Annotated in this window: 25 protein-coding genes and 2 pseudogenes; 12 read left to right on the forward strand and 15 right to left on the reverse strand. The window is 43.8% G+C overall.

What is annotated here, in order from left to right:
* Positions 1-349 precede the first annotated feature (349 nt).
* Entirely contained in the window at positions 350-1,003 is a 654-nt protein-coding gene (locus ACUVJL_RS00100; protein WP_445244035.1) for a Uma2 family endonuclease, read from the forward strand.
* A gap of 168 nt (positions 1,004-1,171) precedes the next feature.
* Here the strand turns inward: ACUVJL_RS00100 and ACUVJL_RS00105 are convergent, their stop codons facing one another.
* Positions 1,172-2,113 (reverse strand): glutathione S-transferase family protein, encoded by a 942-nt coding sequence (locus ACUVJL_RS00105; RefSeq protein ID WP_445244036.1) that lies wholly within the window; start codon positions 2,111-2,113, stop codon positions 1,172-1,174.
* A gap of 234 nt (positions 2,114-2,347) precedes the next feature.
* Here ACUVJL_RS00105 and ACUVJL_RS00110 point away from each other — a divergent pair, with 234 nt between their 5' ends.
* Complete coding sequence (locus tag ACUVJL_RS00110; RefSeq protein ID WP_445243974.1) at positions 2,348-2,572, forward strand: addiction module protein; 225 nt, start codon at positions 2,348-2,350, stop codon at positions 2,570-2,572.
* A 3-nt stretch (positions 2,573-2,575) separates the two neighbouring features.
* The gene (locus ACUVJL_RS00115) at positions 2,576-2,872 is read left to right on the forward strand and encodes a type II toxin-antitoxin system RelE/ParE family toxin (protein ID WP_445243975.1); all 297 of its coding nucleotides are present in this window, start codon (positions 2,576-2,578) and stop codon (positions 2,870-2,872) included.
* Positions 2,873-2,931: 59 nt separating this feature from the next.
* Here the strand turns inward: ACUVJL_RS00115 and ACUVJL_RS00120 are convergent, their stop codons facing one another.
* Entirely contained in the window at positions 2,932-3,834 is a 903-nt protein-coding gene (locus tag ACUVJL_RS00120) for a hypothetical protein (RefSeq protein ID WP_445243976.1), read from the reverse strand.
* A 332-nt stretch (positions 3,835-4,166) separates the two neighbouring features.
* On the opposite strand from ACUVJL_RS00120, the gene ACUVJL_RS00125 reads away from it, so the two are divergent.
* Both ACUVJL_RS00125 and ACUVJL_RS00130 read left to right on the forward strand, forming a co-directional pair.
* Complete coding sequence (locus tag ACUVJL_RS00125) at positions 4,167-5,114, forward strand: class I SAM-dependent methyltransferase (RefSeq protein WP_445243977.1); 948 nt, start codon at positions 4,167-4,169, stop codon at positions 5,112-5,114.
* A 215-nt stretch (positions 5,115-5,329) separates the two neighbouring features.
* Positions 5,330-6,160: an abortive infection family protein gene (locus tag ACUVJL_RS00130; protein ID WP_445243978.1), complete on the forward strand. Its 831-nt coding sequence runs from the start codon at positions 5,330-5,332 to the stop codon at positions 6,158-6,160.
* A 188-nt stretch (positions 6,161-6,348) separates the two neighbouring features.
* Here the strand turns inward: ACUVJL_RS00130 and ACUVJL_RS00135 are convergent, their stop codons facing one another.
* Together ACUVJL_RS00135 and ACUVJL_RS00140 are read right to left on the reverse strand one after the other, a co-directional pair.
* A complete protein-coding gene (locus ACUVJL_RS00135; RefSeq protein ID WP_445243979.1) occupies positions 6,349-6,660 on the reverse strand; it encodes a HigA family addiction module antitoxin in 312 nt (103 codons plus the stop codon).
* A 49-nt stretch (positions 6,661-6,709) separates the two neighbouring features.
* Positions 6,710-7,009 (reverse strand): type II toxin-antitoxin system RelE/ParE family toxin, encoded by a 300-nt coding sequence (locus tag ACUVJL_RS00140; protein WP_445243980.1) that lies wholly within the window; start codon positions 7,007-7,009, stop codon positions 6,710-6,712.
* Between the two features lie 316 nt (positions 7,010-7,325).
* Between ACUVJL_RS00140 and ACUVJL_RS00145 the strand changes: the two genes are divergently transcribed.
* Positions 7,326-7,649: a hypothetical protein gene (locus ACUVJL_RS00145; RefSeq protein ID WP_445243981.1), complete on the forward strand. Its 324-nt coding sequence runs from the start codon at positions 7,326-7,328 to the stop codon at positions 7,647-7,649.
* 37 nt (positions 7,650-7,686) lie between these two features.
* Here the strand turns inward: ACUVJL_RS00145 and ACUVJL_RS00150 are convergent, their stop codons facing one another.
* Positions 7,687-9,039, reverse strand: a complete 1,353-nt coding sequence (locus tag ACUVJL_RS00150) for a cytochrome P450 (protein WP_445243982.1) — start codon at positions 9,037-9,039, stop codon at positions 7,687-7,689.
* Between ACUVJL_RS00150 and ACUVJL_RS00155 the strand changes: the two genes are divergently transcribed.
* The 3 genes from ACUVJL_RS00155 (at position 9,039) to ACUVJL_RS00165 (ending at position 9,850) form a co-directional block, all read left to right on the forward strand.
* Positions 9,039-9,188, forward strand: coding sequence for a hypothetical protein (locus ACUVJL_RS00155; RefSeq protein ID WP_332956994.1), 150 nt, complete (start codon positions 9,039-9,041; stop codon positions 9,186-9,188). The two genes, ACUVJL_RS00150 and ACUVJL_RS00155, sit on opposite strands and share 1 nt — an antisense overlap.
* A gap of 127 nt (positions 9,189-9,315) precedes the next feature.
* Positions 9,316-9,540 carry a DUF433 domain-containing protein gene (locus ACUVJL_RS00160; protein ID WP_445243983.1) on the forward strand — a complete coding sequence of 75 codons (225 nt, stop codon included), beginning with the start codon at positions 9,316-9,318 and terminating at the stop codon, positions 9,538-9,540.
* Positions 9,524-9,850, forward strand: coding sequence for a DUF5615 family PIN-like protein (locus ACUVJL_RS00165; protein ID WP_445243984.1), 327 nt, complete (start codon positions 9,524-9,526; stop codon positions 9,848-9,850). The genes ACUVJL_RS00160 and ACUVJL_RS00165 overlap by 17 nt, the downstream gene beginning before the upstream one ends.
* A gap of 54 nt (positions 9,851-9,904) precedes the next feature.
* Here the strand turns inward: ACUVJL_RS00165 and ACUVJL_RS00170 are convergent, their stop codons facing one another.
* The 7 genes from ACUVJL_RS00170 to ACUVJL_RS00200 form a co-directional block, all read right to left on the reverse strand.
* On the reverse strand, positions 9,905-10,837 hold the full coding sequence (locus ACUVJL_RS00170) for a methylated-DNA--[protein]-cysteine S-methyltransferase (protein ID WP_445243985.1): 933 nt from the start codon (positions 10,835-10,837) through the stop codon (positions 9,905-9,907).
* Positions 10,838-11,327: 490 nt separating this feature from the next.
* Positions 11,328-11,834, reverse strand: a complete 507-nt coding sequence (locus tag ACUVJL_RS00175; protein ID WP_445243986.1) for a MogA/MoaB family molybdenum cofactor biosynthesis protein — start codon at positions 11,832-11,834, stop codon at positions 11,328-11,330.
* 83 nt (positions 11,835-11,917) lie between these two features.
* Positions 11,918-12,253 (reverse strand): photosystem II reaction center protein Psb28, encoded by a 336-nt coding sequence (psb28, locus tag ACUVJL_RS00180; protein ID WP_445243987.1) that lies wholly within the window; start codon positions 12,251-12,253, stop codon positions 11,918-11,920.
* Positions 12,254-12,838: 585 nt separating this feature from the next.
* Entirely contained in the window at positions 12,839-13,195 is a 357-nt protein-coding gene (locus tag ACUVJL_RS00185) for an S-layer homology domain-containing protein (RefSeq protein WP_445243988.1), read from the reverse strand.
* 81 nt (positions 13,196-13,276) lie between these two features.
* Complete coding sequence (locus ACUVJL_RS00190) at positions 13,277-13,507, reverse strand: hypothetical protein (protein ID WP_445243989.1); 231 nt, start codon at positions 13,505-13,507, stop codon at positions 13,277-13,279.
* A gap of 424 nt (positions 13,508-13,931) precedes the next feature.
* Complete coding sequence (locus ACUVJL_RS00195; protein WP_445243990.1) at positions 13,932-14,327, reverse strand: hypothetical protein; 396 nt, start codon at positions 14,325-14,327, stop codon at positions 13,932-13,934.
* A gap of 295 nt (positions 14,328-14,622) precedes the next feature.
* Complete coding sequence (locus ACUVJL_RS00200) at positions 14,623-15,666, reverse strand: hypothetical protein (RefSeq protein WP_445243991.1); 1,044 nt, start codon at positions 15,664-15,666, stop codon at positions 14,623-14,625.
* A 39-nt stretch (positions 15,667-15,705) separates the two neighbouring features.
* Here ACUVJL_RS00200 and ACUVJL_RS00205 point away from each other — a divergent pair, with 39 nt between their 5' ends.
* Positions 15,706-15,975, forward strand: coding sequence for a zinc-ribbon domain-containing protein (locus tag ACUVJL_RS00205; RefSeq protein ID WP_445243992.1), 270 nt, complete (start codon positions 15,706-15,708; stop codon positions 15,973-15,975).
* The gene (locus ACUVJL_RS00210) at positions 15,902-16,192 is read left to right on the forward strand and encodes a hypothetical protein (protein WP_445243993.1); all 291 of its coding nucleotides are present in this window, start codon (positions 15,902-15,904) and stop codon (positions 16,190-16,192) included. The genes ACUVJL_RS00205 and ACUVJL_RS00210 overlap by 74 nt, the downstream gene beginning before the upstream one ends.
* Here ACUVJL_RS00210 and ACUVJL_RS00215 read toward each other — a convergent pair.
* Entirely contained in the window at positions 16,100-17,839 is a 1,740-nt protein-coding gene (locus tag ACUVJL_RS00215) for a hypothetical protein (protein WP_445243994.1), read from the reverse strand. The two genes, ACUVJL_RS00210 and ACUVJL_RS00215, sit on opposite strands and share 93 nt — an antisense overlap.
* A gap of 159 nt (positions 17,840-17,998) precedes the next feature.
* Positions 17,999-18,979 (reverse strand): SMP-30/gluconolactonase/LRE family protein, encoded by a 981-nt coding sequence (locus ACUVJL_RS00220; protein WP_445243995.1) that lies wholly within the window; start codon positions 18,977-18,979, stop codon positions 17,999-18,001.
* Between the two features lie 230 nt (positions 18,980-19,209).
* On the opposite strand from ACUVJL_RS00220, the pseudogene ACUVJL_RS00225 reads away from it, so the two are divergent.
* A pseudogene (locus ACUVJL_RS00225) lies at positions 19,210-19,407 on the forward strand (nickel-binding protein); the annotation flags it as partial.
* 11 nt (positions 19,408-19,418) lie between these two features.
* On the opposite strand, the pseudogene ACUVJL_RS00230 reads toward ACUVJL_RS00225, so the two are convergent.
* A pseudogene (locus ACUVJL_RS00230) lies at positions 19,419-20,767 on the reverse strand (NB-ARC domain-containing protein).
* Positions 20,768-21,090: the final 323 nt, after the last annotated feature.

The raw sequence follows: 21,090 nt of genomic DNA on the forward strand, positions 1-21,090 counted from the left end.
TTGATTAAGCTCACTTCAAAATAACACGAATATTTTGTCGATCGTGAGGTTTGAGTAAAGGAGAGAATGGAGGGTTTGTTAGAGGGTTAAGGCGAGGCAGAGCCTCTGGATATGCGTTACCAGGCAGAGCCTGGGAACGAGATCGACCCGGTTTTTGAGTTTCTGCGCGATCGCCCAAGCATCCTAGAAAAATCCGCCCTGCACACGTTAGGAAGAAACCGGGTTTTTAGATGATTTTTGCATCCTCATCGATATTTTGCTAAGAAACCCGGTTTCTGACTCCCCCGGTTTTTGTTACCCAAATATTTCATGTTATCATAAAATCACTTGAGAGCAGAAGGGAATGACAATGCAAACCCAAGAAAAACCAGCAATCGAAAAGCAACCACCAACTGAGAAACGCTACTACACGCCAGAGGAATATCTGGCCTTAGAAGAAAGTGCGATCGACAAAAGTGAATACCATGATGGGGAGATAGTACCAATGACAGGCGGAACAACCAACCACAACAAACTCGCACTGAATTTTTGTCGCAAATTCCCCTTGACTGTGAATGGTCAAGATTACGAGACATTTATCAATGATGTGCGCCTGTGGATACCCCAAACTCGCCGCTACGTCTATCCCGATATCATGGTCATTCAAGGAGAACCAGTCTATCAAGGAAGTAACAAAACAATTGTTACAAATCCTCTGGTAATCGTCGAGGTTTTATCCAATTCAACTAAAGACTACGATCGAGGTGGTAAATTTCTCGCCTATCGCTCAATCCCTGAATTTCGAGAATACATTTTAATAGACCAATATAGCTATCACATCGAACAATTTGCTAAAAACTCTAATGGCAAATGGGTATTAACAGAATATGATTCAGAGGAATCTGTGTTTACCCTGGAATCAGTAGAGTTTGAAATGCCGCTGAGAGAGATTTACGCACGAATTAATTTTGATGTCAAAGACGAAGAAGTAGAAGTAAACGAACAAACAAGTGAAATCGCATAATCCAAGAAACCGGGTTTCTGCGAGAATTCTGGCATCCTCACCTAGATTAAGGGAAGAAACCCGGTTTCTGAACCCTGCCAACCATCCAAGAAACCGGGTTTCTGCGACAATTTTGGCATCCTAACGAAATTTTGTGAAGAAACCCGGTTTCTGAACCCTGCCAACCATCTAAGAAACCCGGTTTCTGAGCCCTGCGCGATCGTGAGCTTTGAGCAAACTCGCCGGATCGGGTCCAGCGGGGATAATGCAGCCGGGATTCAGCGGGAACAAATTGCCGTAATAATCGCGCTTCACAGCCTCCAAATCGCAAGTGCCAGCAACTCCCGGCAACTGGTACAAGTCGCGCAGATAGGCTCCCAAATGCTCGTAATCTTGAATGCGGCGCACATTGCATTTGAACAAGCTGTAGTAAACGGCATCAAAACGGAATAGAGTAGTAAAAAGCCGCACGTCTGCTAAAGTCACGCGATCGCCACAAAGATAACGACTCCTCAAGAGCGAGCGATCGATCTCGTCTAAAACAGCAAACAATTCACTACAAGCCGAGTCATAAGCAGCTTGAGATTGGGCGAAACCGCAGCGATAAACGCCGTTATTCACCGATTGGTAAATCTTCTCATTCCACTCGTCAATTTGCGATCGCAAATCCAGAGGATAAAGATCCATTTGAGGATTGCCAGCAAACTCGTTAAACTCCGAGTTTAGCATCACAATAATTTCCGAACTCTCGTTATTGACGATCGTCTTTGTCGAGTCATCCCACAGCACCGGCACCGTACACCGCCCCTGATAGCCCGGTAAAGCCAACTGGTAAAGTTCCGGCATCGTGTTGCAGCCAAAAGTCTCCGACTCCATCACCCACATTCCCCCTTCCGAGGGATAGACAATAGATAGGGATATCGCATCTTCAAGCCCTTTGAGCGCCCTCGTCACCAGAGTGCGGTGCGCCCAAGGGCATCCCGTACCCACAAAGAGGCGATACCGTCCCGCAGCGGGCCCGTGAGGGTTGTCTGGTGCAGTGCTGACAAAGTTGCGGAAACTGCTGCTGGGGCGAATGTATGCTCCCGTGCGATCGGGCGGCGCTAGTTTTGACATCATTAATTGCCACATTGATGTCCAGACAAATTTGCCTAGCTTGACTGTTACGGATGAAGGAAGCGATTTGTTTTTCACAATGCGATTAAAAGAGGTTTGCTAAACATAATCTGCTTATTTTAACTCACATTGCGAAGTTTATTCCTTCGTCCCCAGGCTCTGCCTGGGAACGCAGATCCCGAGGCTCTGCCTCGATCTGGGTTTTGAGTTATAATAATCTACTAAGTCCTTGGCGCTTAACTTAAATTTATGGATTTCACAGGCACTTTAAATCAGATCGTCGCCCTCAGCGTTCAAGATCGGATTCGTCTTGTACAAGCAATCTTAGACAGTATAGTGGCAGAACAGGTTCACCCAGACCTGACAGACTTTCAAAAGCAGGAACTCGATCGCCGAATTGATGACTCTGAAGCAAATCCTGATAATGTGCTGACTTGGGAAGAAGTTAAAGCTTCAGTCAAAGCACGAAAATAAACTATGAATTATGCGTTAGTATTCCGTCCAGAAGTTCGTGAAGAAGTGGATGAAGCATACACTTGGTATGAAAGTCAGCAACTAGGACTTGGTGACGAGTTTTTAGAATGTATTGAGGAAATGCTCGATCGAATTTGCCAGATGCCGGAGTCATATCCAGTTGTCTATCGCGATGTTCGGCGATCCGTGGTGCGTCGCTTTCCCTATGCTGTGCATTATCGCATTGTATCAAGCCGAGTGATAGTGACCGCCATTTTTCACGGTCGCAGAGACTCAACAGCATGGCAAACGCGAACTTAACAAGTTCCCTCGTTACCATGCTCTGCCTTTTTCTGTTCCCTCGCCTGGGAAGGACTTTTCTAGTATCTGCCAGAGGCTATTTCAGCATAAGCTCGATCGATCAATCGGCGAGCAACCGTCTGAATTCCCGTATGTTCGTAATAATTGGTAGTCATGTCTAAAAACGCCGCCACATAATCCAATTTGTCATCGGTAACATCAACGTATTGCTTGAGATGGCCTAAAACTATAGCGGGAGTTAAGCCGCGAGACTGTACTAAATTGTTCATCCAACCTTGGGCTGAGGCGAAAGTTGCTGTCACAAATCCGAACTTTTGTGAATTATTTGCGCCCGGAATTAGGTTGCTGATATTTTGGAATGTTGAGTTTTGCTGCAAGGTTGAAGGATTCAATCCGCCTATGGTATTTTGTGCTACTCTAATGAAGTCCGGGCCAAGGGGAATTAAACCGTCAGCACAAACTAAAGCAGCCATCCGCATCAGAGATTCGCCTTTGTAATGGGATAAATAATTACCAAAGCTTCCCACATTGTCAAGGGAAATATTGTTAAGTTTGCAGAAGGCAATTAGCTCGATCGCCACTTTCACGCACAAGTCGATCGTTTGAGTTGTGTCAGCTTTGGGAGTGAGGCGGTTGAGAAAGGAAAGAAAGCCGATATTTTCGCCGATTTTATTCGCCATAGCCGTTGCACCTAACGCACTGTCGGCGCTGTCTGCTAACTGATAAAGCCTGACTACGCCTTGATATGGCTCATTTGGGTTAGCGTAAAGCTCGATCGCGCGATCGCGAATTTTCCCAACTAACTTGCGCTTTGTTTCCCCTGTCAGCGCTTGAATAGTATTATCAAAACCCGTTAGATTATTCCACTCCCCCGGAACCACAAAATCGAGAGATTTGAGCATCATCACAGTGACCCCACCAGACGGCAAATTGTCAACCAATTCCACAATAGATTTGCTCATCACAAACTCCTGAATAGCCAGATTTAAAGTGTTCTTCCAAATACTCCAGCTTCGGAAAATCCGATTCCCGATTCCTTTGTAAATTCCCCAGCACCAAATAGGCAAGCACAAATAAATATTACACCACCCAAGCAACTTTTGCCCTACACCGATCTTTTCTCTCTTTTCTAACTCTGCGTTCTCTGCGCCCTCTGCGGTTCATTAAAAAAAGTTTTTTTCACAAAACACTTGCATTTCCCTCGCCAGCACCAAGTTAAATTTCATTATATTGACCAACTCAAAATCGCCCAAACGTGTTAAAATAGAGAGCGCCAAATAGAAAAACCTAAAAGATGACTGTTGCAGTTAACAAAACTCCCGGAGTAGCCTCGCGTTTAGTAAATGGCGTCCTTTCCATCAAACCTTTAGCTAATCTAGCCAAGCACCAAGCGCGGGAAATGATGATGAAAAGAGCCGAAAAAATCGGAGTACATTGGCGACAAGAAGTCCAAGCACTTTTGTCCCGGAATTGGGATGCAGAATTGCTCAGCGTCCAAAATCCCGATCTGGTTTACCCGAAATATTATCTAACTTCATTTCACGCTTACGAACAAGGTAATATGAGCTGGGAAGCTGCTACAGAAGTAGAAGTTGCCGCCCGTACAGTTCACGCGGGAATTTGGCCGGAAGCGGGTGCAGAAGGCGATGCTAAACTCCGCGCCAGCTATCACGAAATCATCAAATCTCAAATTGCTTCTTCACCGCAGGATATTGTTGATTTGGGATGCAGTGTGGGAATGAGTACCTTTGCTCTTGGGGAGGTTTACCCGGAAGCGAAGATGACTGGGGTGGATTTGTCGCCTTATTTTTTAGCAGTTGCTCAATACCGTTCCCAGCAGAAACAAGCTGAATTGTCAAACCAAAAATCTCCGACTTGGGTTCACGCAGGTGCTGAATCTACTGGTTTACCTGCGGCGGCTTTTGATTTAGTTTCTATGTGTTTGGTTTGTCACGAATTGCCGCAGAAAGCTACTAGAGAAGTGTTCCGGGAAGCGAGGCGTTTGCTGCGTGTTGGCGGACACTTGACAATTATGGATATGAATCCTCAGTCGGAAGTTTATGCCAAAATGCCTCCTTATATTTTGACTTTGCTCAAGAGTACGGAGCCTTATTTGGATCAGTATTTTGGGTTGGATATCGAGCAAGCTTTGGTAGATTCGGGTTTTGCACAGCCGACAATCACTTGTAATACAGTCCGACACCGCACTATTGTTGCTGAGGCAATAAAAAGTCCGGTTTGATGTTTTAAAAATGTTTGCGGTATAATAAAAATTTTAAGTCTATTATACCGCAACAGCGGTACAATTAATAGTTAGCCTGCTTCATCCTATGGCTGAGGAACTTCCAGTAAAGCTATGTATCAGTTTCCGAGGCTCATCAGGAAGCAGTAAAGCGATCACATATCTAATTTGTCTTGAGTGGTTACAATCGATTATAAATTAACAGGTTACTGCAAATGTCTGACTTGTCGAGCATTGAAAAAGTAAAACTTGAGAAAATGTTTGAGATGGAAGGTGGTTATGTTCTTGATTTTTCAAACATAACTTTCAAGCAATTCATAATTGAAAATACAAACATTGACATATCTGACGGCAAGTACGATTACGCTAGCGGATCTAAAGCTAATCGATTAAAAGCCTTTTGGGCTAAAGAAGCTAACTATATTGTTGGAAAATTAATTTCAGCTTTGTTGGAATATTGGAAAACAAAAAAACTGATAAATCACATAGAAATAAGCCAAGCCGAGCAAGCCTTGTTTGAGGATTGCTATACAATAGTCGAACGACTTAAGCAAGATAGCATTGTTGAAAATATTGATGCAATTCAACCATATCCTAATGACAAAGAGTTTTCTGTATTAGCAAAATCCATAAGGGAAAGTATTCAAAATAATGAGCCAGAAGTAGCATTAGATAGACTGCATACTTATGTGGTGAAGTATACAAGGAAGCTATGCGATAAACATGGAATCAGTTATGACAGAGAAAAAGCATTGCATAGCCTTTTTGGAGAATATGTAAAGTATCTAAGAAAGAACTGCTTTATTGAGTCAGAAATGACCGAAAGGATTCTAAAATCTTCGATTTCAATTCTGGAGTCTTTTAATGATGTTAGAAACTACAAAAGTCTGGCTCATGACAATCCTATTTTGAATTATCATGAGAGTGTTCTGATATTTAACAATGTTTCAAGCGCGATTAAGTTTATAGAAGCCATTGAAGCAGAACAATCAGAAGTTGATGAACAAGACGAAGTTCAAGCAGAGTGGGATGAGATTTCCTTCTGAAGAGGTTTGCTGTTTTTGTCAATCCGCACCCTAACAATGGTGTTGCAAAAGTTATCGTTCCTGTTTACAGGATACCCCATCCTGGTTAAATACTTCCTCGATCTCGCTTGTCCGCGCAGGCGGACTTCGTTTGTCTAGTTGCGGTTTCAACCGCCCGATGCTCTTTTTACTGAGATTAACATATCGCGCTATGCTACCGTAGATACTTTTTCGTACTCTTCACTATGTTTTTGCACTGCATCCCAGATATCAACTTTTTGCTGAAGATTAAGCCAAAGTTGAGGGCCATTCCCCAACGCTTTCCCAATCCGAATTGCCATATCTACTGTAATTGGTCTTTGACCTAAAATAATTTGGTTGACACTACGGCGGGATACACCAAGTATCTCAGCAAACCTGGTTTGAGTCATTTCAATATCTTCAAGCACATCTGAAATGACCTCGCCCGGATGTACTGGTCTTACTTTCCTCCCTTGAATCATGTTTTGTATGTCTTTCATGCAACTTTCCTTACGGTTTAAGTTAAATTTTTAGATTTTGTTTTATGGGCTAGTGATAATCTTCGAGATCTATATCGTATGCGTTGTTATCCTGAAATGTAAAAGTTATACGCCAGTTACCGGATACCTTTATTGACCAAGTTCCCTGTCTATCACCTTTAAGCTCGTGTAAATCATAGCCTGGTATTCTAATATCATCTATAATTATTGCTGCATCTATTACTTCAAGTCTTGCTCTTGTCCTTTTTTCAAATTCTTTAGGAATTCCTTTTGCATTACCTTCCTTGAATAATTTTTCTAATGCTTTATTTTTAAAATTTTGTATCATTTCAAATAATCCTTCAATCAAGGCTGAATATCCAGTTCATAGCACTTATATATAAATAAAAAGTTTTTGTAAGCTTTGAGATTACTTTACTAATGTAACCTATCAGGTTACAGATGTCAAGCCTTAAAGGATTGCAAAATCAAAAATCGCTCCAATCTACTAACAGGGCTGGATCTGGGAGAACGAAAAAGCGATCGTAGCGGCTGAGCTAAGCGGATGCTTTTGGCGGTCAATGACTCTCCAAAACAGGATTCGATCGCAACTGCGGTACAATTAAGCGTTAGACAGCAGTCTGAGCTAGAACATTTTAAGAAAACCCTAAAAGAACGACATCATCATGAACCCGACAGCCCCCTCTCAAAACATCATCGATTGTTTACAGGTTATCTTGGATGCGACTGCATCGAAGAATTACGAGCTTTTTACTACAGTCGGCGATGCAGGCTACAAAGCGAGCATTACACAACAAATGTTTGACGATGTTAGCGAGCAGCTCGCTTCACGCCTGCAAAAGGGATATTCAATTACTTATTTTGGTGAGATAAAACAAGGTAATTGTCCGATTTATTTGTGGAAGCTGAGTTTTGAAGATGGTGGAGATGAATTTGTGGCACACATGACTATGAATGGAGACAAAGTTGCGGGGATTTTCATCGAATAACATATCTTGCTTGACACGGCGTTTTACTGCAATGAATCTAACGCCGATCGCCCACAACCGTTAATCGAAACCGATCGGGCGGCACAAAGGTGATTCCCCGGCGCACCGGACGAATTGGCCGATCGAGATTCGATACAAACTCACGGGAAGACAAAACCGTTGCTAAAACAAGCTTCATTTCAAACATCGATAACGCCATCCCGATGCAGCTTCGACTCCCGCCTCCAAACGGTAAAAATTCAGAGGCGGAAAACTTGCGGTCTAAAAAGCGATCGGGATTGAATTGAGCGGGATTTTCGTAGGTTTCAGGGCGACGGTGCGCCAAATAGACACAGGGGATTAAAATCGTTCCTGGTTGATATGTATAGCCTTCGAGTTCGATCGTCCGTTTCACCTTGCGCGGCTGCGAAATTAAGGCAATTGGATAAACCCGCAGCGCTTCCTTGCAGACTGCTGTTAAGTAGGGCGACTGCGAAAGCGCGATCGGATCGGGATTCTCGCCCAATTCATCCAATTCCTTCCGCAACCGACCAAGGCATTCGGGAAACTGATGCAGCCAGTAAAACGCCCAAGTCAAGGCCGATCCAGTCGTTTCATGTCCCAATAACAACAGCGTCATCAACTGATCGCGCAATTCTCGATCGCCGATCGATTCGCCGGTGTCGTCGCGGGCCATCATCAACACCGACAGAATATCCGTGCGAGACGAATCCAGAGAATGCGATCGTCTCTCGGCAATTTCCGCATAAATCAGCGAGTCAATCTCCGCCATCTGCTGCAAAAACTGCCCCCACGGACTCCAAGATCCCAAATTTTGCTGCAACGGTTCAAAGAAAAATTGTATCGAGTACAGTTCAGAGGTAATCGCCTCTAAAAGCTTGCTGAGCAATTGTTTCAGGCGTTCGTAGCGCTCTCCCGGCACTAATCCAAAGACGACTTGCAAGATTACTTGCAGCGAAATTTCTGACATTTCTTCGCGGACTGCGATCGCATCTGCGGCTTTCCAGTCGATCGTCTGCTTTTTCGTCAAATCCACAATCAAATGCCCTTGACTGTGCAACTGTTCCCGATGCAGCGCGGGCATTAATAGCTGTCGCTGTCGCAGATGTCGCGACCCTTCATTCATAATTATGGATTCATTTCCCACCAGCGGGCGAAATACGTTGGTCACTTTGCCAAACTCAAAGGCATCGGCTAAGGTCGTAAACACCGCTTGAATCGCTTCTGGACGGCCCAGAAACACCACGGGGGGCGAAGCGGGCCCCAACACGCGGGCGGTAAATGTATCGCCGTATTTGGCCGAGTAGCGATCGAAAAATGCGATCGGGTCCGCTACCAGCGAAAGCGTTTGGAACAAAGCAGGAGAACGAGATCCGGTAGGCAGCGTCATTGAAAAACTGGCGATACACAATATTTCTAGTTTATATCGATCGACCTTGCACCCTGAAATTTATCTGCGAGCGATCGCTTCGGCAAGTAGGAAAAATAGTAATGCTATCCCGATCGATCGCAGATTGTATGGCTAGCTTCCCAGCCTAAACTGCTAGCAGTTGTAGGTTTAGATGAAATGGATGCTAGCGATCGTTTGGGCATTCTGCTCGCGAAAATCAAATGACTTTGGGATACAATTGTTGTAAAAGCTGGTAGCCTGTTGGCTGAATTTGTTATGACATTAACATCCCGTATTGTTCATAGCGACCCCGATATTCTGGGGGGAACCCCTGTTTTTGTTGGGACTCGTGTACCAATGAGAACCCTACTTGATTATCTTGAAGCTGGTGATTCATTAGAGGTATTTCTAGACCATTTCCCTAGTGTCAGTCGAGAACAGACAATAGCAGCTCTTGAATTAGCCAAGGAAATGCTGACAGCCTATGCGAATCCTGCTTGATGAATGTGCCCCACGACCTTTAAAGCGTGAACTTGCTGATTACGAGATACGCACAGTTGTTGAGATGGGATGGTCAGGAAAAAAGAACGGTGAATTGCTGCGACTTATGAGTCAAGAGGGCTTCACGATTCTGCTCACCACAGATCAAAATTTGCGATATCAGCAAAACTTGCAGCAAGCTGGAGTAGCAGTCGTTGTTCTTGTAGCATCCAGCAACAGACTTCCTGATTTACTTCCTCTGATACCAGATGCTCGTAACGTTTTGAATACTATTACTCCGGGGGAAGTGATTGAAGTCGGAGGTTCTTAAAAGTTCTCTAGCTGACGCAGCAAAACCACGCCCCTGCACCCGATCGCACAGAGGTTATTTGTTAGGAACGGAGGTAGTCTGCGGCGGGTGATTGACACCGTTAGATCGCTCTATTCCTGGGAGGGTGGATCTGCAGATTGTACGGCTAGCTTCCCAACCTAACATGACTGTTTTACGCTCTACTCCCCAGCCATAGCCACCGAGTTCTCCAGATTCTCGAATGACTCGGTGACATGGAATTAGATAGCCGATAGGATTGTTACCGATCGCATTTCCTACGGCTCTAGCAGCAGTTGGGCGAGCTACCAGTTGAGCTATAGTCTGATAGGTGGCGATCGCACCAAATGGCAATTTCAAAAGTGCTCGCCAAACTTGAATCTGAAAGTTAGTGCCTTTTACCAACAGCGTTAGTGGTTTTTGCTCGCTGAGAGTTTCTGAATTGAAAATCAGGTCACGCAATGATTGAGTGGCTTGCTCATCACGAATGATTTCAGCGTTTTTCCAGGCCAATCGCAGTCTTTGTGCAGCGGCTTGTTCGTCTGTTGTCTCCAAGAAATAAAGATTACAAATACCGCGGGCAGTTGTCGCGATTAGAGATGTACCAAACGGGGTATCATGAATGCCATAGCGAATTTGTAAACCTGCTCCGCCTGCTTTGAACTCCCCTGGTGACATTGCTTCCAAGGTGACAAATAAATCGTGTAATCGTCCGGGACTCGATAGTCTCACGTCCAATGTTAGGTCTAGAAGGCTTTTAGTCTCAGTGATTTTTGACTTGGCATATTCAACTGTCAGATATTGCAAAAACCGCTTGGGGCTAATGCCTGCCCATTGAGTAAATAGTCGCTGAAAATGATATTCACTAAGTCCTATGTGCTGGGCCACAGTTGCCAGATTGGGCTGGTTTAGGTGGTGTTGTCGCATAAAGGCGATCGCCCGAGCAATCCGGTGATAATCTTCGCTAGCATAGACACTCGCATTCTGCATCGAAATCATCTAGTCTAAGTCAAGGGAATTTTGATGTTTCCTCACTTTAGCCATAGACTAGGCTCAAAGCCACCCGTTTCTTGCGGTGAATGCAGCCCGTCGATTTTAGATTTTAGATTAGACCTCTTGCAAAAATAACTCGGACGGGCAAGATGCCCATCCCACAAGAATTATTTTTTCTTGTGGGATGGGCATCTTGCCCGTCCAATAAATTTATGAAAAGGACTTTTGCAAGAGGTCTATTTTAGATTTTAGATTGAAGAGATTGAAGAAACCGACCTCATATCGTTTCCGGTTGGATGGGAATGATATAGCGGTTGTCAAGAAAGTGAGGTATGCCCTATGCCCACGGAGGCCTATGCCCACGGAGGCCTATGCCTTATGCCAGATAGTACCTCATGTTACTGAGAAAGGCTATAAAGTCAAGGTCAATAATTCCACATTCCCCCACGGACCACTCCCCATCATTCCGGTGTTACCGGAATTGATATCACCCACCGCGCAACTGCATCACCAAGTGAACTAATTCCGGTAAAATCAGCTTTTCCACAGCTAGTTTGACGGCATTGCTAGAGCCAGGAAGAGAAAAGACTAACTTGCCTTTATACACGCCTGCAACGGCGCGAGAGGCGATCGCCCTCGAACCAATTTCTTGATAGCTCAAAAACCGAAATATCTCCCCAAATCCCGGTAAAATCCTGTCCAGCAAACTCTCCATGACCTCGTAAGTCGTATCTCGGGGAGCGATGCCCGTCCCGCCGTTAACAATGATTGCATCCACATCTTCACGCTGGGAAAACGCCTGCATTTGCAATACAATTTTTGCCGCATCATCTTTAACAACAGTGTAAGCTACCACATAGTGACCGGCATCTTTTAGCAGGTTATTAGTTAACAAGCCGCTATTGTCTGTTTCAGCCGAGCGCGTGTCGCTAACAGTAATGATAGCGCAATTTACGGTTATTTTAGATAAGTCGGGGTGAGGAATTTGCGTCATAGTGTCTTCTTCTAAGTAATCGGCAACCGGCAACGGGCGATCGGCTAATTACCAATTGCCAATTACCAATTACCAACTACCCATTATGCCTTGCTAAATCCTAAGCCGTTTGCTTCCGAGTAGCGTTCCATGAAACGCATAAATCGATCCCATTCTGCGGGACTTTTCATTATATAAAGAGCTTCCAAACCCGCAGGCTGACCGTTGATGAACTTAGCATTAACCTCGCGAGTGAGGAGTTCGCCTTCGTCGTCGATCATGTACATTCCAGTAATGTCTTCGGTACTGGTGCTGCTGAGAGCTTTGGGATTTTCAAAGGTAAACCTGGCAGTGCCTTGCTCTCCGCTTTTAGAACGGGTTAGGCGCACTTCGGGCACAGCATCTTCGTCTATACCCCGAGAGAATTGAATTTTAGCCATAATCTGACAGTGGAACCTTAAGGATTGCTTAATTTCTTAATGTTCAATCATAAAACGATTCGGGTACTCGCAAATCAAGACTTGGGAGAGTGGAAGTGGGCGAGTGTGGGTGAGTGTGAGCCAGAGTGAGGGAATCGCAGACAAGGGCGAGGGGAGATGGGTTGATTCTTTGTACCCCAAGTTATCCTCTCCCTTGTCTCCCAATTCCCTTAGACGATGTAGGGAGAGTTAATTGGCTAGGCCCGGTTTGTGGCTACCAGAGTTTGGTAGTTGACATACTCACCGACCTGAAGGTACGGTGATTCTTAAGCCTCGCGACTTAAGTTTCTGCTTCTTCGCAACTGCCTCCACCCTCAAAGAGTTTTGGTCTTATGTTCGCTCTCGCGCACTAACCCCGCAAGAGAAAGCGGTTTTTACGTGTCGAATACCAAACGGAATTCTTCGTAGTTTTGATTCTAGGGTTAGACTTCCATTGCCCTATCCTATGCATCCCGGTCTACCGATTTTGCGAAAGCCGCCAGCACAAGGCTGAACTTCGCTCGTATAGGCTGTTTGATCCATCGTCTCGGGTGGGTCGTTGACCAATTACATTCTAATATAAAGCCGTCCTAAAAGGACGGGGTTTCTACCCAAATTTGTGATGAAGGCGGATATCTCGCCGTGGGTGATGTCGCGGGCGAGGGAAAGCTTTTCGCGCACGGGATAGTTGACCACGATTTTGCCCTCTGTGGCGGTTGCTATCTCGTCGGTGGCAAAACTGGGAATCTGAGCTCGATCGACATAAACGCTCAAAGAATTGGGATTGTCGCCGACAAACTGCAAGCCGTTTACCAAAGATTCGATCGTCTCAGCTATAGTCAAATTCTGCTGCGGGCGAAACGTGCTGTCTGGATATCCAGCCAAAAACCCAGCTAGATTAGCCCGGGCGATCCGTGCGCCCAAAAATCCGCCGCCTCACGGCGCGGCAACAATTCAAACGCCTTCGCCAGCAAAGCCGCATACTGAACCCTAGTTAAACTCTCGTCATGTACGATCGATCGAGATTCCCTGCCCAAAAACCTTAACCGCTTTAGCCAAATCAGTTTCACCCATTAAAATGCAGCGTCTTAGCAAATCGATATCCAGCGTTTCCAATCCTGACAGTTGACTCTGAATTACTTGCTCGTAGCCATCTTCGCCCAGATGATACAGCCGCAGCGTGCCATCTTCCCAAAACCAGATTTCAGGCACGCCCAAAGCTCGATATTTTGGCAACTTGCTCAGTCCACCGCTAGTTTGACACTCCCCAGCCTAAAGGCGTGGGGATTCTTAATTCATCGACTGACCTTTAAGCACCATGTCAAGAGCGGCAGTCCTTAAACCTTTCAACCGTACAATAGTACAAATTGACGAGTCTAATTCACAGTAACCCCAGTGGGTCTATCTCCAAAAGCGTACTAGGATACAAGCCTAGAGTTTGGGTATGCCCTACCCTACTTAACAAATCAAGAAATTGTTTGTTTTTACTGGTTTAAGGATGCGTTGATCCTTTAGCTGTTTTAAGAGTTTTCGCCGCTCTGCGTCCCCCGGTTTATACCTAAAAGTGTGTCTTAACTGTTTCACGAGGGTATTGCGAGTTTAACCTTGACTATTTTAATATACTACAAATACCAGCAATTCCTAATTTTTAGGAATGGATTTAAGAAATTAAACCCGCCCTAGAAGGACGGGTTTTAAACCCAATTTCCTGATAAACCACCTCGATCGACAAATCGGGAATCAACTTAGGTTCTCCCAAACAAAACGATTTGTCTGCTTGAGTTGAAGCTTCTCCCGTTTTCTCCTGCGTCATTGAACCAGAAGGGTAAAACTTAATAGCTTGTTGCAGCAGAAAAGTGGTCACCAAGTAACCAATGATTTCAGAAAAATTTTCGTGTTGGAATCCCGGCATCAGAATCTCGATCGCACCTGCAAAAAAAGACAACTTTATGCCAGGGGAATCTTCCGAAACCTTCTGGATTAACTTGAATTGCTCCCAAGTGCCGTTGAGCACCACTCGCCCATCGAGAGTTTCCCGATCGAGAACTTGTGTCATTGACCCGCACCATTATCTCTTATCGGGATTATAACGCATTGGGCGATCGATCCTACAGAATATCCATGCAGCAATTGTAGCTGAGGAATCCGAACAGTTCTTTCTCGTTTTATCAGAGCCAGTACGAATCACAATTGTATTATGTCCGGTCGCTCGATCGCAATATTTGAGCAAGCTTGCGTGGGTTTACGAGACAGGACTTACCCAGGCACACTATATACAGTAATATCGCCTTTTTAACATCAAATAACCAAATGAAGATTGGAAAGCAGCAGGGATGGAAGCTTACGCTTGCTTATAACTCTATAGAGGATAACTCTATTAACTTTTGTTTCTCTAGCTCTATTCTTTGTTTTAAATTCATCGCCGGCCAGTTTGTATATGAATACTCAAAATTAAACCAAGGCAGAAAAGTTAATTTTTTCCATAAAGATGGTTTAATTGCTTTTTTACTGAAAGGGTTTTCTAAAATTACCGTATTTCGGGAAAAAGATATTATGACACCATCTAATTTCGTCGTAGATTTTCTAAATCGTCCCTTATGACCCATTTTTACTACACGGTTAAGAACCGTATCCAATCTAAAGTCTTGAAAGATAGGAGCATCTTTCCATCCATAAAAGGCATACCAAAATTCTCCCGAGTCAAAAGCCCCATTCCAAGTTCTTACAGGTAATACTCTCTCGACTTTATCTAATAATTCCCATCCCTCATCTTGAAAATCTAACCATAGGATAGACGTAGACTCTGTACTCATTTGATGTTCTCTTTCTTTTATAGCGCATAGTTTCCTTATAGCATTTGCAGTTACATTTTCATCTTTTTTTGGTTTTCCAAAAGGAACAGTTTTATGCTCACCAATAACCAATCCTGTCTTTCTGTCACTCTCAGTCCTTTCATTCCTTAAATCATTGTAGAAGTTTTCTAACGATTCAGATTCTTCATCATAAAATTGCTTTGAGTGTACTTCTATCCAAACTTTTTCTTGGTTATCTTCAACCCAAAAATCCGCTCCGTCTCTGCTTCTTGATTCTACTGAAATACCAGCCTGTAGTATGTATCCCAAAGCTCTGATTTCTCCTAAAGCTCCAGAAGAAGTTGAATAATCATCAATATTAAGAAGCCTTGGCTTTAAATTCATAAGCCATTGAGTATGATGTTGCTTGAGATGCCTCAATGCTGTTTCAGTATTTTTTATAACTTGAAAGTCTCTTTCGACTCCCTCTCTGGGATATAATAGTCTCTTGACAGGGTGACACCTATCTTTGATGGTAGTATTTCTTATATTTTCTATTTCCGATTCCGAAAGCTCTAAAAATTGTTTTAGTTGATCTGTCATTTATTTACAATAATTAACAATTTACAACAGGTATTTTCGATGAAAAACCCTTTATCAATTATAGACCCTCAACTAGCCGCGCAGTGGCATCCCACAAAAAATCGTGGGCTCACTCCAGAACAAGTGGCAGCAGGCTCAGCAAAAAAAGCTTGGTGGAAATGCTCTAATGGGCCTGACCACGAATGGCCAGCTTCTATTACAGGAAAACCCTCAAGATTAGGCGCATCACCATACTTTGTATCAAGAATCAAGAAAAGATTGGGCAGTTATTCCCTACGAGGAGATGATTCGCTGGTGTCAACAACGTAGCGACTACACTATTGGTGATTTTGGTTCCGGTGAAGCAAAATTAGCTGAGGCAGTTTCAGATAGACATACAGTTTACAGCTTTGACCATATTGCTATCAATGATAATGCGATCGCCTGCGATGCCTTAATTCCCGGTCAATTTCACAATACAAGACGCATCCAAAACCACTACAATTTGATTCTGAAAAACCGCACAACTTGTCATTGCGGAAGCTAAGGCGGGAATTTTCCCTTGTTCGAGAGAAAGCCTCGCCTCCGGTATAGAATCAAATAGATTTAGCCAGCCATCATCCTTTATATACTGAAGAGTCAAAGCATTGCGATCGAGCATCCAAAAATCAACTCCATAGCTATTAATGAAACTTTGCAATACAGCTCGATCGGGAGTGTATTGAGCGCGAATTAAATCGTTAAGTCGCTGCCGATATCTGCTGTAATAGCCTTTCTGATAAGGCACTGCATATTCCTTAGCCACCAGAACCGAACGCTGACTAAATGTTGGCAAATGATCCGTATCGGTCGCGATCGAAGCAATCAGGATATCTTTAGGTTGTTGCTCAAAAAATTTGTACAAACCCGGCATTTTACCTTCTACATACCCGACTGTGGGAAATTTTTTGGCAAAGCAGGGATAAAGCACCACTACGACAGCGATTATCGCTATCGTAATTAGTGCAACTAGACTTTTAAAATTAAATCTTGTTGCGGTTTTCGATGCCCAATGACCGACTCCATCGATAATTAAAGTTAGGGCGATCGCAGTTATTAAAACAACAATAAATCGCAAGCTGTAGGCTGTATAGCGACCTGGTTGATACAGCTTAAAAATGGTAGCATGAGCAGCAAAAAACATCGCCGAGGATGCTAAAAATAGCTGCAGCAAAAGCCAGATTTGGCGTTGAATCTGATTTGCTAAGGGAAAAGCCGATCGCAAAAACAGCAGTACCGGAAATAACAATCCGACACAGTGAGTTACAGGCGTAAACAGCGACTTGGGAAACATCCCGCTGCCCCGCCCTGTCAACCAATAATCTTTGGGGTTTGGATGAAAAAAAGCATATCTGCCGCCTGGTGCAAATTCGCCCATTTTCTTCGCTTCTGCTGCGGTATAAGTTGGGCCAAATTCAGAGTTATCTAAGGCATAGGGCAGCATTACTAAAAAGATTACTCCCAAACCTGTAGTGCAAAATAGGTAATTAGTTCGATCGCCCGACAAGCGCAAACCGCCATTTTCCCAGCATAGCAGCCGCAAAACTAAAATTCCAGCAGCAACCAAGGCGTAAGGAGGATAGAATAGTCCGATCAGGGCGATCGCTCCCAAACAAGGCAGCAAGGAACTGCGCGACAAATAATATAAAAAAGCAAGAAATATCGGATAGATAAAAGCTCTTGGCGTTGTGGAAGCCAAATCGTCGGTCATCCACATATGCTGATTTAGCAGCAAAGATGCAATAAATCCAGTCATCGGCACTGGCAGCATTTCTAGGCAAAGGCCAAAACAGTAATAAGTGGAGATTAAGCCGAGAAATAGTGGCAATATTTTGTGAAAAAATAGCGGGTGAATGCCAATTGTTGCGGCTAATTTGTAGAGCGTGCTGTATCCGGCGGGGGCGACTGATTGAAAATAATTAGCAATGAAATCGTTGGGGAATAATTCCGGATCGACAAACCGCATCATCCAGAAAACGTGCTGCCTCGCATCGTCTTGCACCATATACTCGGCGCTAAAGACTTGCTTGAGTCCTAAAATACCATAAACTGTGGCAAATGTCAAGCTCAGAGTCAACCAAAATATTGTGTGCGATCGGGATTTGCGATCGACTGTAGCAGTCAGAAATTTGTGCAACCGAGCTATTAATACCATTTGAGATTTGAGATTTGAGATTTGAGATTTGAGAATGACTGATTTGCAAAAGTACGATTATATCATGCCCGCTCAATTACCCCTAATAAAAAGTGTTTGTCGTGAGGACTTTAGTCCTCACGACAAACCGCTTTACCTTCAACTTCGCCCTATTTTAGATTATTTTCCCGGCCGCACACCCGCAATTTTAAGGCGAATCCGATACAGACTGGTATTTGCCGTAATGTAAAGCGTTTTGCGATCGCTTTCTCCCCAAGCCAAATTAGTCGCCGTCTCAGGCACAGAAATCTTCCCCAAAACCTTGCCATCCGGCGATAAAATCCACACTCCCCCCGGCCCGGTGCTGTAAACGTTCCCCTGTAAATCAACTTTTAGACCGTCAGGAACTCCGCCTTGACTGGCGTCTTTTAAATCCGCAAAAAGCCGCTCATTTGTAACAGTTCCGTCCGGTTTTACATCGTAAACAGCAATGTATCTCGCTTCCGAATTGTTGACATAAAGTTTTTGCTCGTCTGGTGAAAAGGCGATGCCATTCGGCAGCACCAAATCCTTAACCAGCAGAGTTAATTTTCCGTCGGGTGCCAGCCTGTAAACACCGTAAAAACCCAATTCTTCCTGGTCTTTACTAACACCGTAGGACGGATCTGTAAAATAAATGCTGCCGTCGGATTTAACAACCAAATCGTTCGGACTGTTGAGCCGCTTGCCCTCGTATCTATCCGCCAATGTGATAACTTTGCCGTCCTTTTCAGTGCGGGATACGCGGCGATTTTCGTGTTCGGCAGTAAGTAAGCGGTTTTCTTTGTCTAAAGTATTCCCGTTGGCTTTTCCCGAAGGGCGGCGAAATACCTCAACTTGTTGATTTGATGTGAGTTTATAGATAATACTAGCGGGAATATCGCTAAACAGCAAAAAGCCGTCTGGATGCCAAATCGGGCCTTCTATAAATTGGAAATCGCCAGCTACTTTTTCTAATTTCGCACTGTCATCAATAATATTTTGCACGGTGTTTTTTTTCTCCCTATTTTCCGTTTGGGCGGTCAAGTTTGTTAAGTTACCCCTGAGTTTTTTGCTGGGGTTGCTGACTGCTAAACTTAATACTATCAACAACAAACTAATTGTAGCAATTTTGATTGTCATGTTGGCGATATTAATTGCATTGATTGAGAACGGTATTGAAATCGATCGTACCGCATTTATATTACAAAAGTTATTGCTAGTTCAAGCAAACTGCTGCGGGCTAGCATAGTATAGTAATGTCATTTCAATTAGCGATCGCCACCTGCTGACATTCCTGAAGTTGACACGCCTTAGGATAGATTCAAATCAGAAATAATATCTAGCTATATGCTTTCTACCTTACCGATGAAGATTGGAACAAAGCCAATCGATTAATTTTACCGTGCGATCGCGAACTGGGTATTGAATGGGTGCGTTCCTATGTGTCGCTGGATAAAACCCGTGTGGTGTGCGAACTGAATGCACCCGATGCGGAAGTGATTCTAGAAGTCCACCGTAAAGCAGGAATTTTGTTCGGGGTTGGGTCTGCAGAAGTTCTGAGACTTTGAACAGGAGCATCTCATTTTGTGACATATTGCCTGAGTATAGGTGAAATCGTGTAAAAATTTGCTTGTTGTTCAATCAAGCAGCGCCGCGATAAAGATTGCAGCGCATTTACCAAATCTGGTGCGGGAATTCGGCTATTTTCTAGCAATTGGGTGAGGTTAATTGTATCGCTTGCTTGCGCCAATAAGGAGAGGACTTGTTTTTCAAGTTCGCATAGGCGATCGCACTGCTGCTGTAAAACATCTTTCAAATCTTCGGGCAACAATATAGTATCATCTGGGAATAACTCTGTCACGCATCCGCCCAAGTCTTGAATCAGATTGGCGACGCTTTTTAACCAGAGGGGATTGCCTTGGTAGCGGTGAATCAGTGCTGAGTAGTTGTCGGTGTCGGCTAATCCATAATCTCTGAGTATTTCCCGTGCGGCTGCGATGTCTAAACCTTTGAGTTGTAAGGTGTTAATGGGAGTATTGGGGCTTTGAACTTGAGTAACTTCTCTGGGTTCCAACCGATTAGCAGGAAGCAGCTTTGATGAGATAATTTTTCTATTTGTTTGAAGAAAGAGCGATAGTCTTGGTATTCTGGTTTATATTTTCCTGCCAATTCACCGCTGCTGAACTGATTATGAATGTCATCTAAGACTACTAAGCAGCGATGTTTTTGTAAATATTTAATTAGGGGTAATGCTTTCTGGGTGGTTGTGGGTGATTCTTGCTTTTGGGAGTGGGAGAAAAACTGGATTAAGTGGGCTTCAAATTCACCGAGGGTGGGGGATGTGTCGAGATTGCACCAAATGACGTATTCAAACTCGTCTTTGATTTGTTGGACGAGTTGCACTGCTAGTGTGGTTTTGCCGATACCGCTGGTGCCGGTGAGGGCTATGAGGCTGCTGTTGTGTTGTAAAATCCAGTTTTTGAGGGTTTGGAGTTGGGGGGTGCGATCGAAGAAAGCACCTAATTCTGGCATCTGGCTTAAATCTTGATGCGAGGTTGATTGATTTGGTGGGTCTGAGTTTGGTATGTTTGCTGGGTGTGTGGCTTCTCCACAGATGTTAAAATTACCGATGGCTACAACGTCGCCTTGTGCAAAATTTGAAACCTGAGAGATTTGGAATCTCTTAATTGCCGATCGTAAATTTGTTTTACTGACATCTTCTCCTAATTCTTCTGAAAGTATTTGCCATAACTTTGAGCCAACATCCCTGACATAACTCTCGTTACAGTGAATCTCCTCTGCAATTTTGGTGTATTTCTCACCTTGCATGGTTCCCCGCAGAATCGCCTCTTGTAAGTCATCAAGATGCTTGCCTGTCTTGGCAAATACAATCTCGTCAGCCATTTTTAACACTTCCTTAAGATTCATGCGGCATCGCAGATGTTGTTGTGATTTTCCGTATTATACCTAACTTTTTACAACATTTTCTGGCATTTACAAACATTTTTCACACAATGCGAGTTCTAGTAGCCAACAAAATTGCTAACAAATTGTGTATTTTTAGAGTAGACAAAGCTTTATTGTTTTGATAACTTATAAATGTAGTATTTAAGCATCAATCATAACGCTACAATCATGGATATTATTCTTAAATCCTTGTTCAATGACTTTAAAAATAATTTTGAATTAGATACTGCCACAGATGGTGCTGCATTTGAAAAGTTTGTCAATTACATTCTGTTTAGTCTTGA

Origin of the sequence: Microcoleus sp. OTE_8_concoct_300, from assembly GCF_031383065.1 — a bacterium.
GTDB lineage: Bacteria > Cyanobacteriota > Cyanobacteriia > Cyanobacteriales > Microcoleaceae > Microcoleus.

Coding starts and splice junctions, on each gene's coding strand:
- ACUVJL_RS00100 (WP_445244035.1), top strand. CDS start 350: ATGCAAACCCAAGAAAAACCAGCAATCGAAAAGCAACCACCAACTGAG.
- ACUVJL_RS00105 (WP_445244036.1), bottom strand. CDS start 2,113: ATGTGGCAATTAATGATGTCAAAACTAGCGCCGCCCGATCGCACGGGA.
- ACUVJL_RS00110 (WP_445243974.1), top strand. CDS start 2,348: ATGGATTTCACAGGCACTTTAAATCAGATCGTCGCCCTCAGCGTTCAA.
- ACUVJL_RS00115 (WP_445243975.1), top strand. CDS start 2,576: ATGAATTATGCGTTAGTATTCCGTCCAGAAGTTCGTGAAGAAGTGGAT.
- ACUVJL_RS00120 (WP_445243976.1), bottom strand. CDS start 3,834: ATGAGCAAATCTATTGTGGAATTGGTTGACAATTTGCCGTCTGGTGGG.
- ACUVJL_RS00125 (WP_445243977.1), top strand. CDS start 4,167: ATGACTGTTGCAGTTAACAAAACTCCCGGAGTAGCCTCGCGTTTAGTA.
- ACUVJL_RS00130 (WP_445243978.1), top strand. CDS start 5,330: ATGTCTGACTTGTCGAGCATTGAAAAAGTAAAACTTGAGAAAATGTTT.
- ACUVJL_RS00135 (WP_445243979.1), bottom strand. CDS start 6,660: ATGAAAGACATACAAAACATGATTCAAGGGAGGAAAGTAAGACCAGTA.
- ACUVJL_RS00145 (WP_445243981.1), top strand. CDS start 7,326: ATGAACCCGACAGCCCCCTCTCAAAACATCATCGATTGTTTACAGGTT.
- ACUVJL_RS00150 (WP_445243982.1), bottom strand. CDS start 9,039: ATGACGCTGCCTACCGGATCTCGTTCTCCTGCTTTGTTCCAAACGCTT.
- ACUVJL_RS00160 (WP_445243983.1), top strand. CDS start 9,316: ATGACATTAACATCCCGTATTGTTCATAGCGACCCCGATATTCTGGGG.
- ACUVJL_RS00165 (WP_445243984.1), top strand. CDS start 9,524: ATGCGAATCCTGCTTGATGAATGTGCCCCACGACCTTTAAAGCGTGAA.
- ACUVJL_RS00170 (WP_445243985.1), bottom strand. CDS start 10,837: ATGCAGAATGCGAGTGTCTATGCTAGCGAAGATTATCACCGGATTGCT.
- ACUVJL_RS00175 (WP_445243986.1), bottom strand. CDS start 11,834: ATGACGCAAATTCCTCACCCCGACTTATCTAAAATAACCGTAAATTGC.
- psb28 (WP_445243987.1), bottom strand. CDS start 12,253: ATGGCTAAAATTCAATTCTCTCGGGGTATAGACGAAGATGCTGTGCCC.
- ACUVJL_RS00195 (WP_445243990.1), bottom strand. CDS start 14,327: ATGACACAAGTTCTCGATCGGGAAACTCTCGATGGGCGAGTGGTGCTC.
- ACUVJL_RS00200 (WP_445243991.1), bottom strand. CDS start 15,666: ATGACAGATCAACTAAAACAATTTTTAGAGCTTTCGGAATCGGAAATA.
- ACUVJL_RS00205 (WP_445243992.1), top strand. CDS start 15,706: ATGAAAAACCCTTTATCAATTATAGACCCTCAACTAGCCGCGCAGTGG.
- ACUVJL_RS00215 (WP_445243994.1), bottom strand. CDS start 17,839: ATGGTATTAATAGCTCGGTTGCACAAATTTCTGACTGCTACAGTCGAT.
- ACUVJL_RS00220 (WP_445243995.1), bottom strand. CDS start 18,979: ATGACAATCAAAATTGCTACAATTAGTTTGTTGTTGATAGTATTAAGT.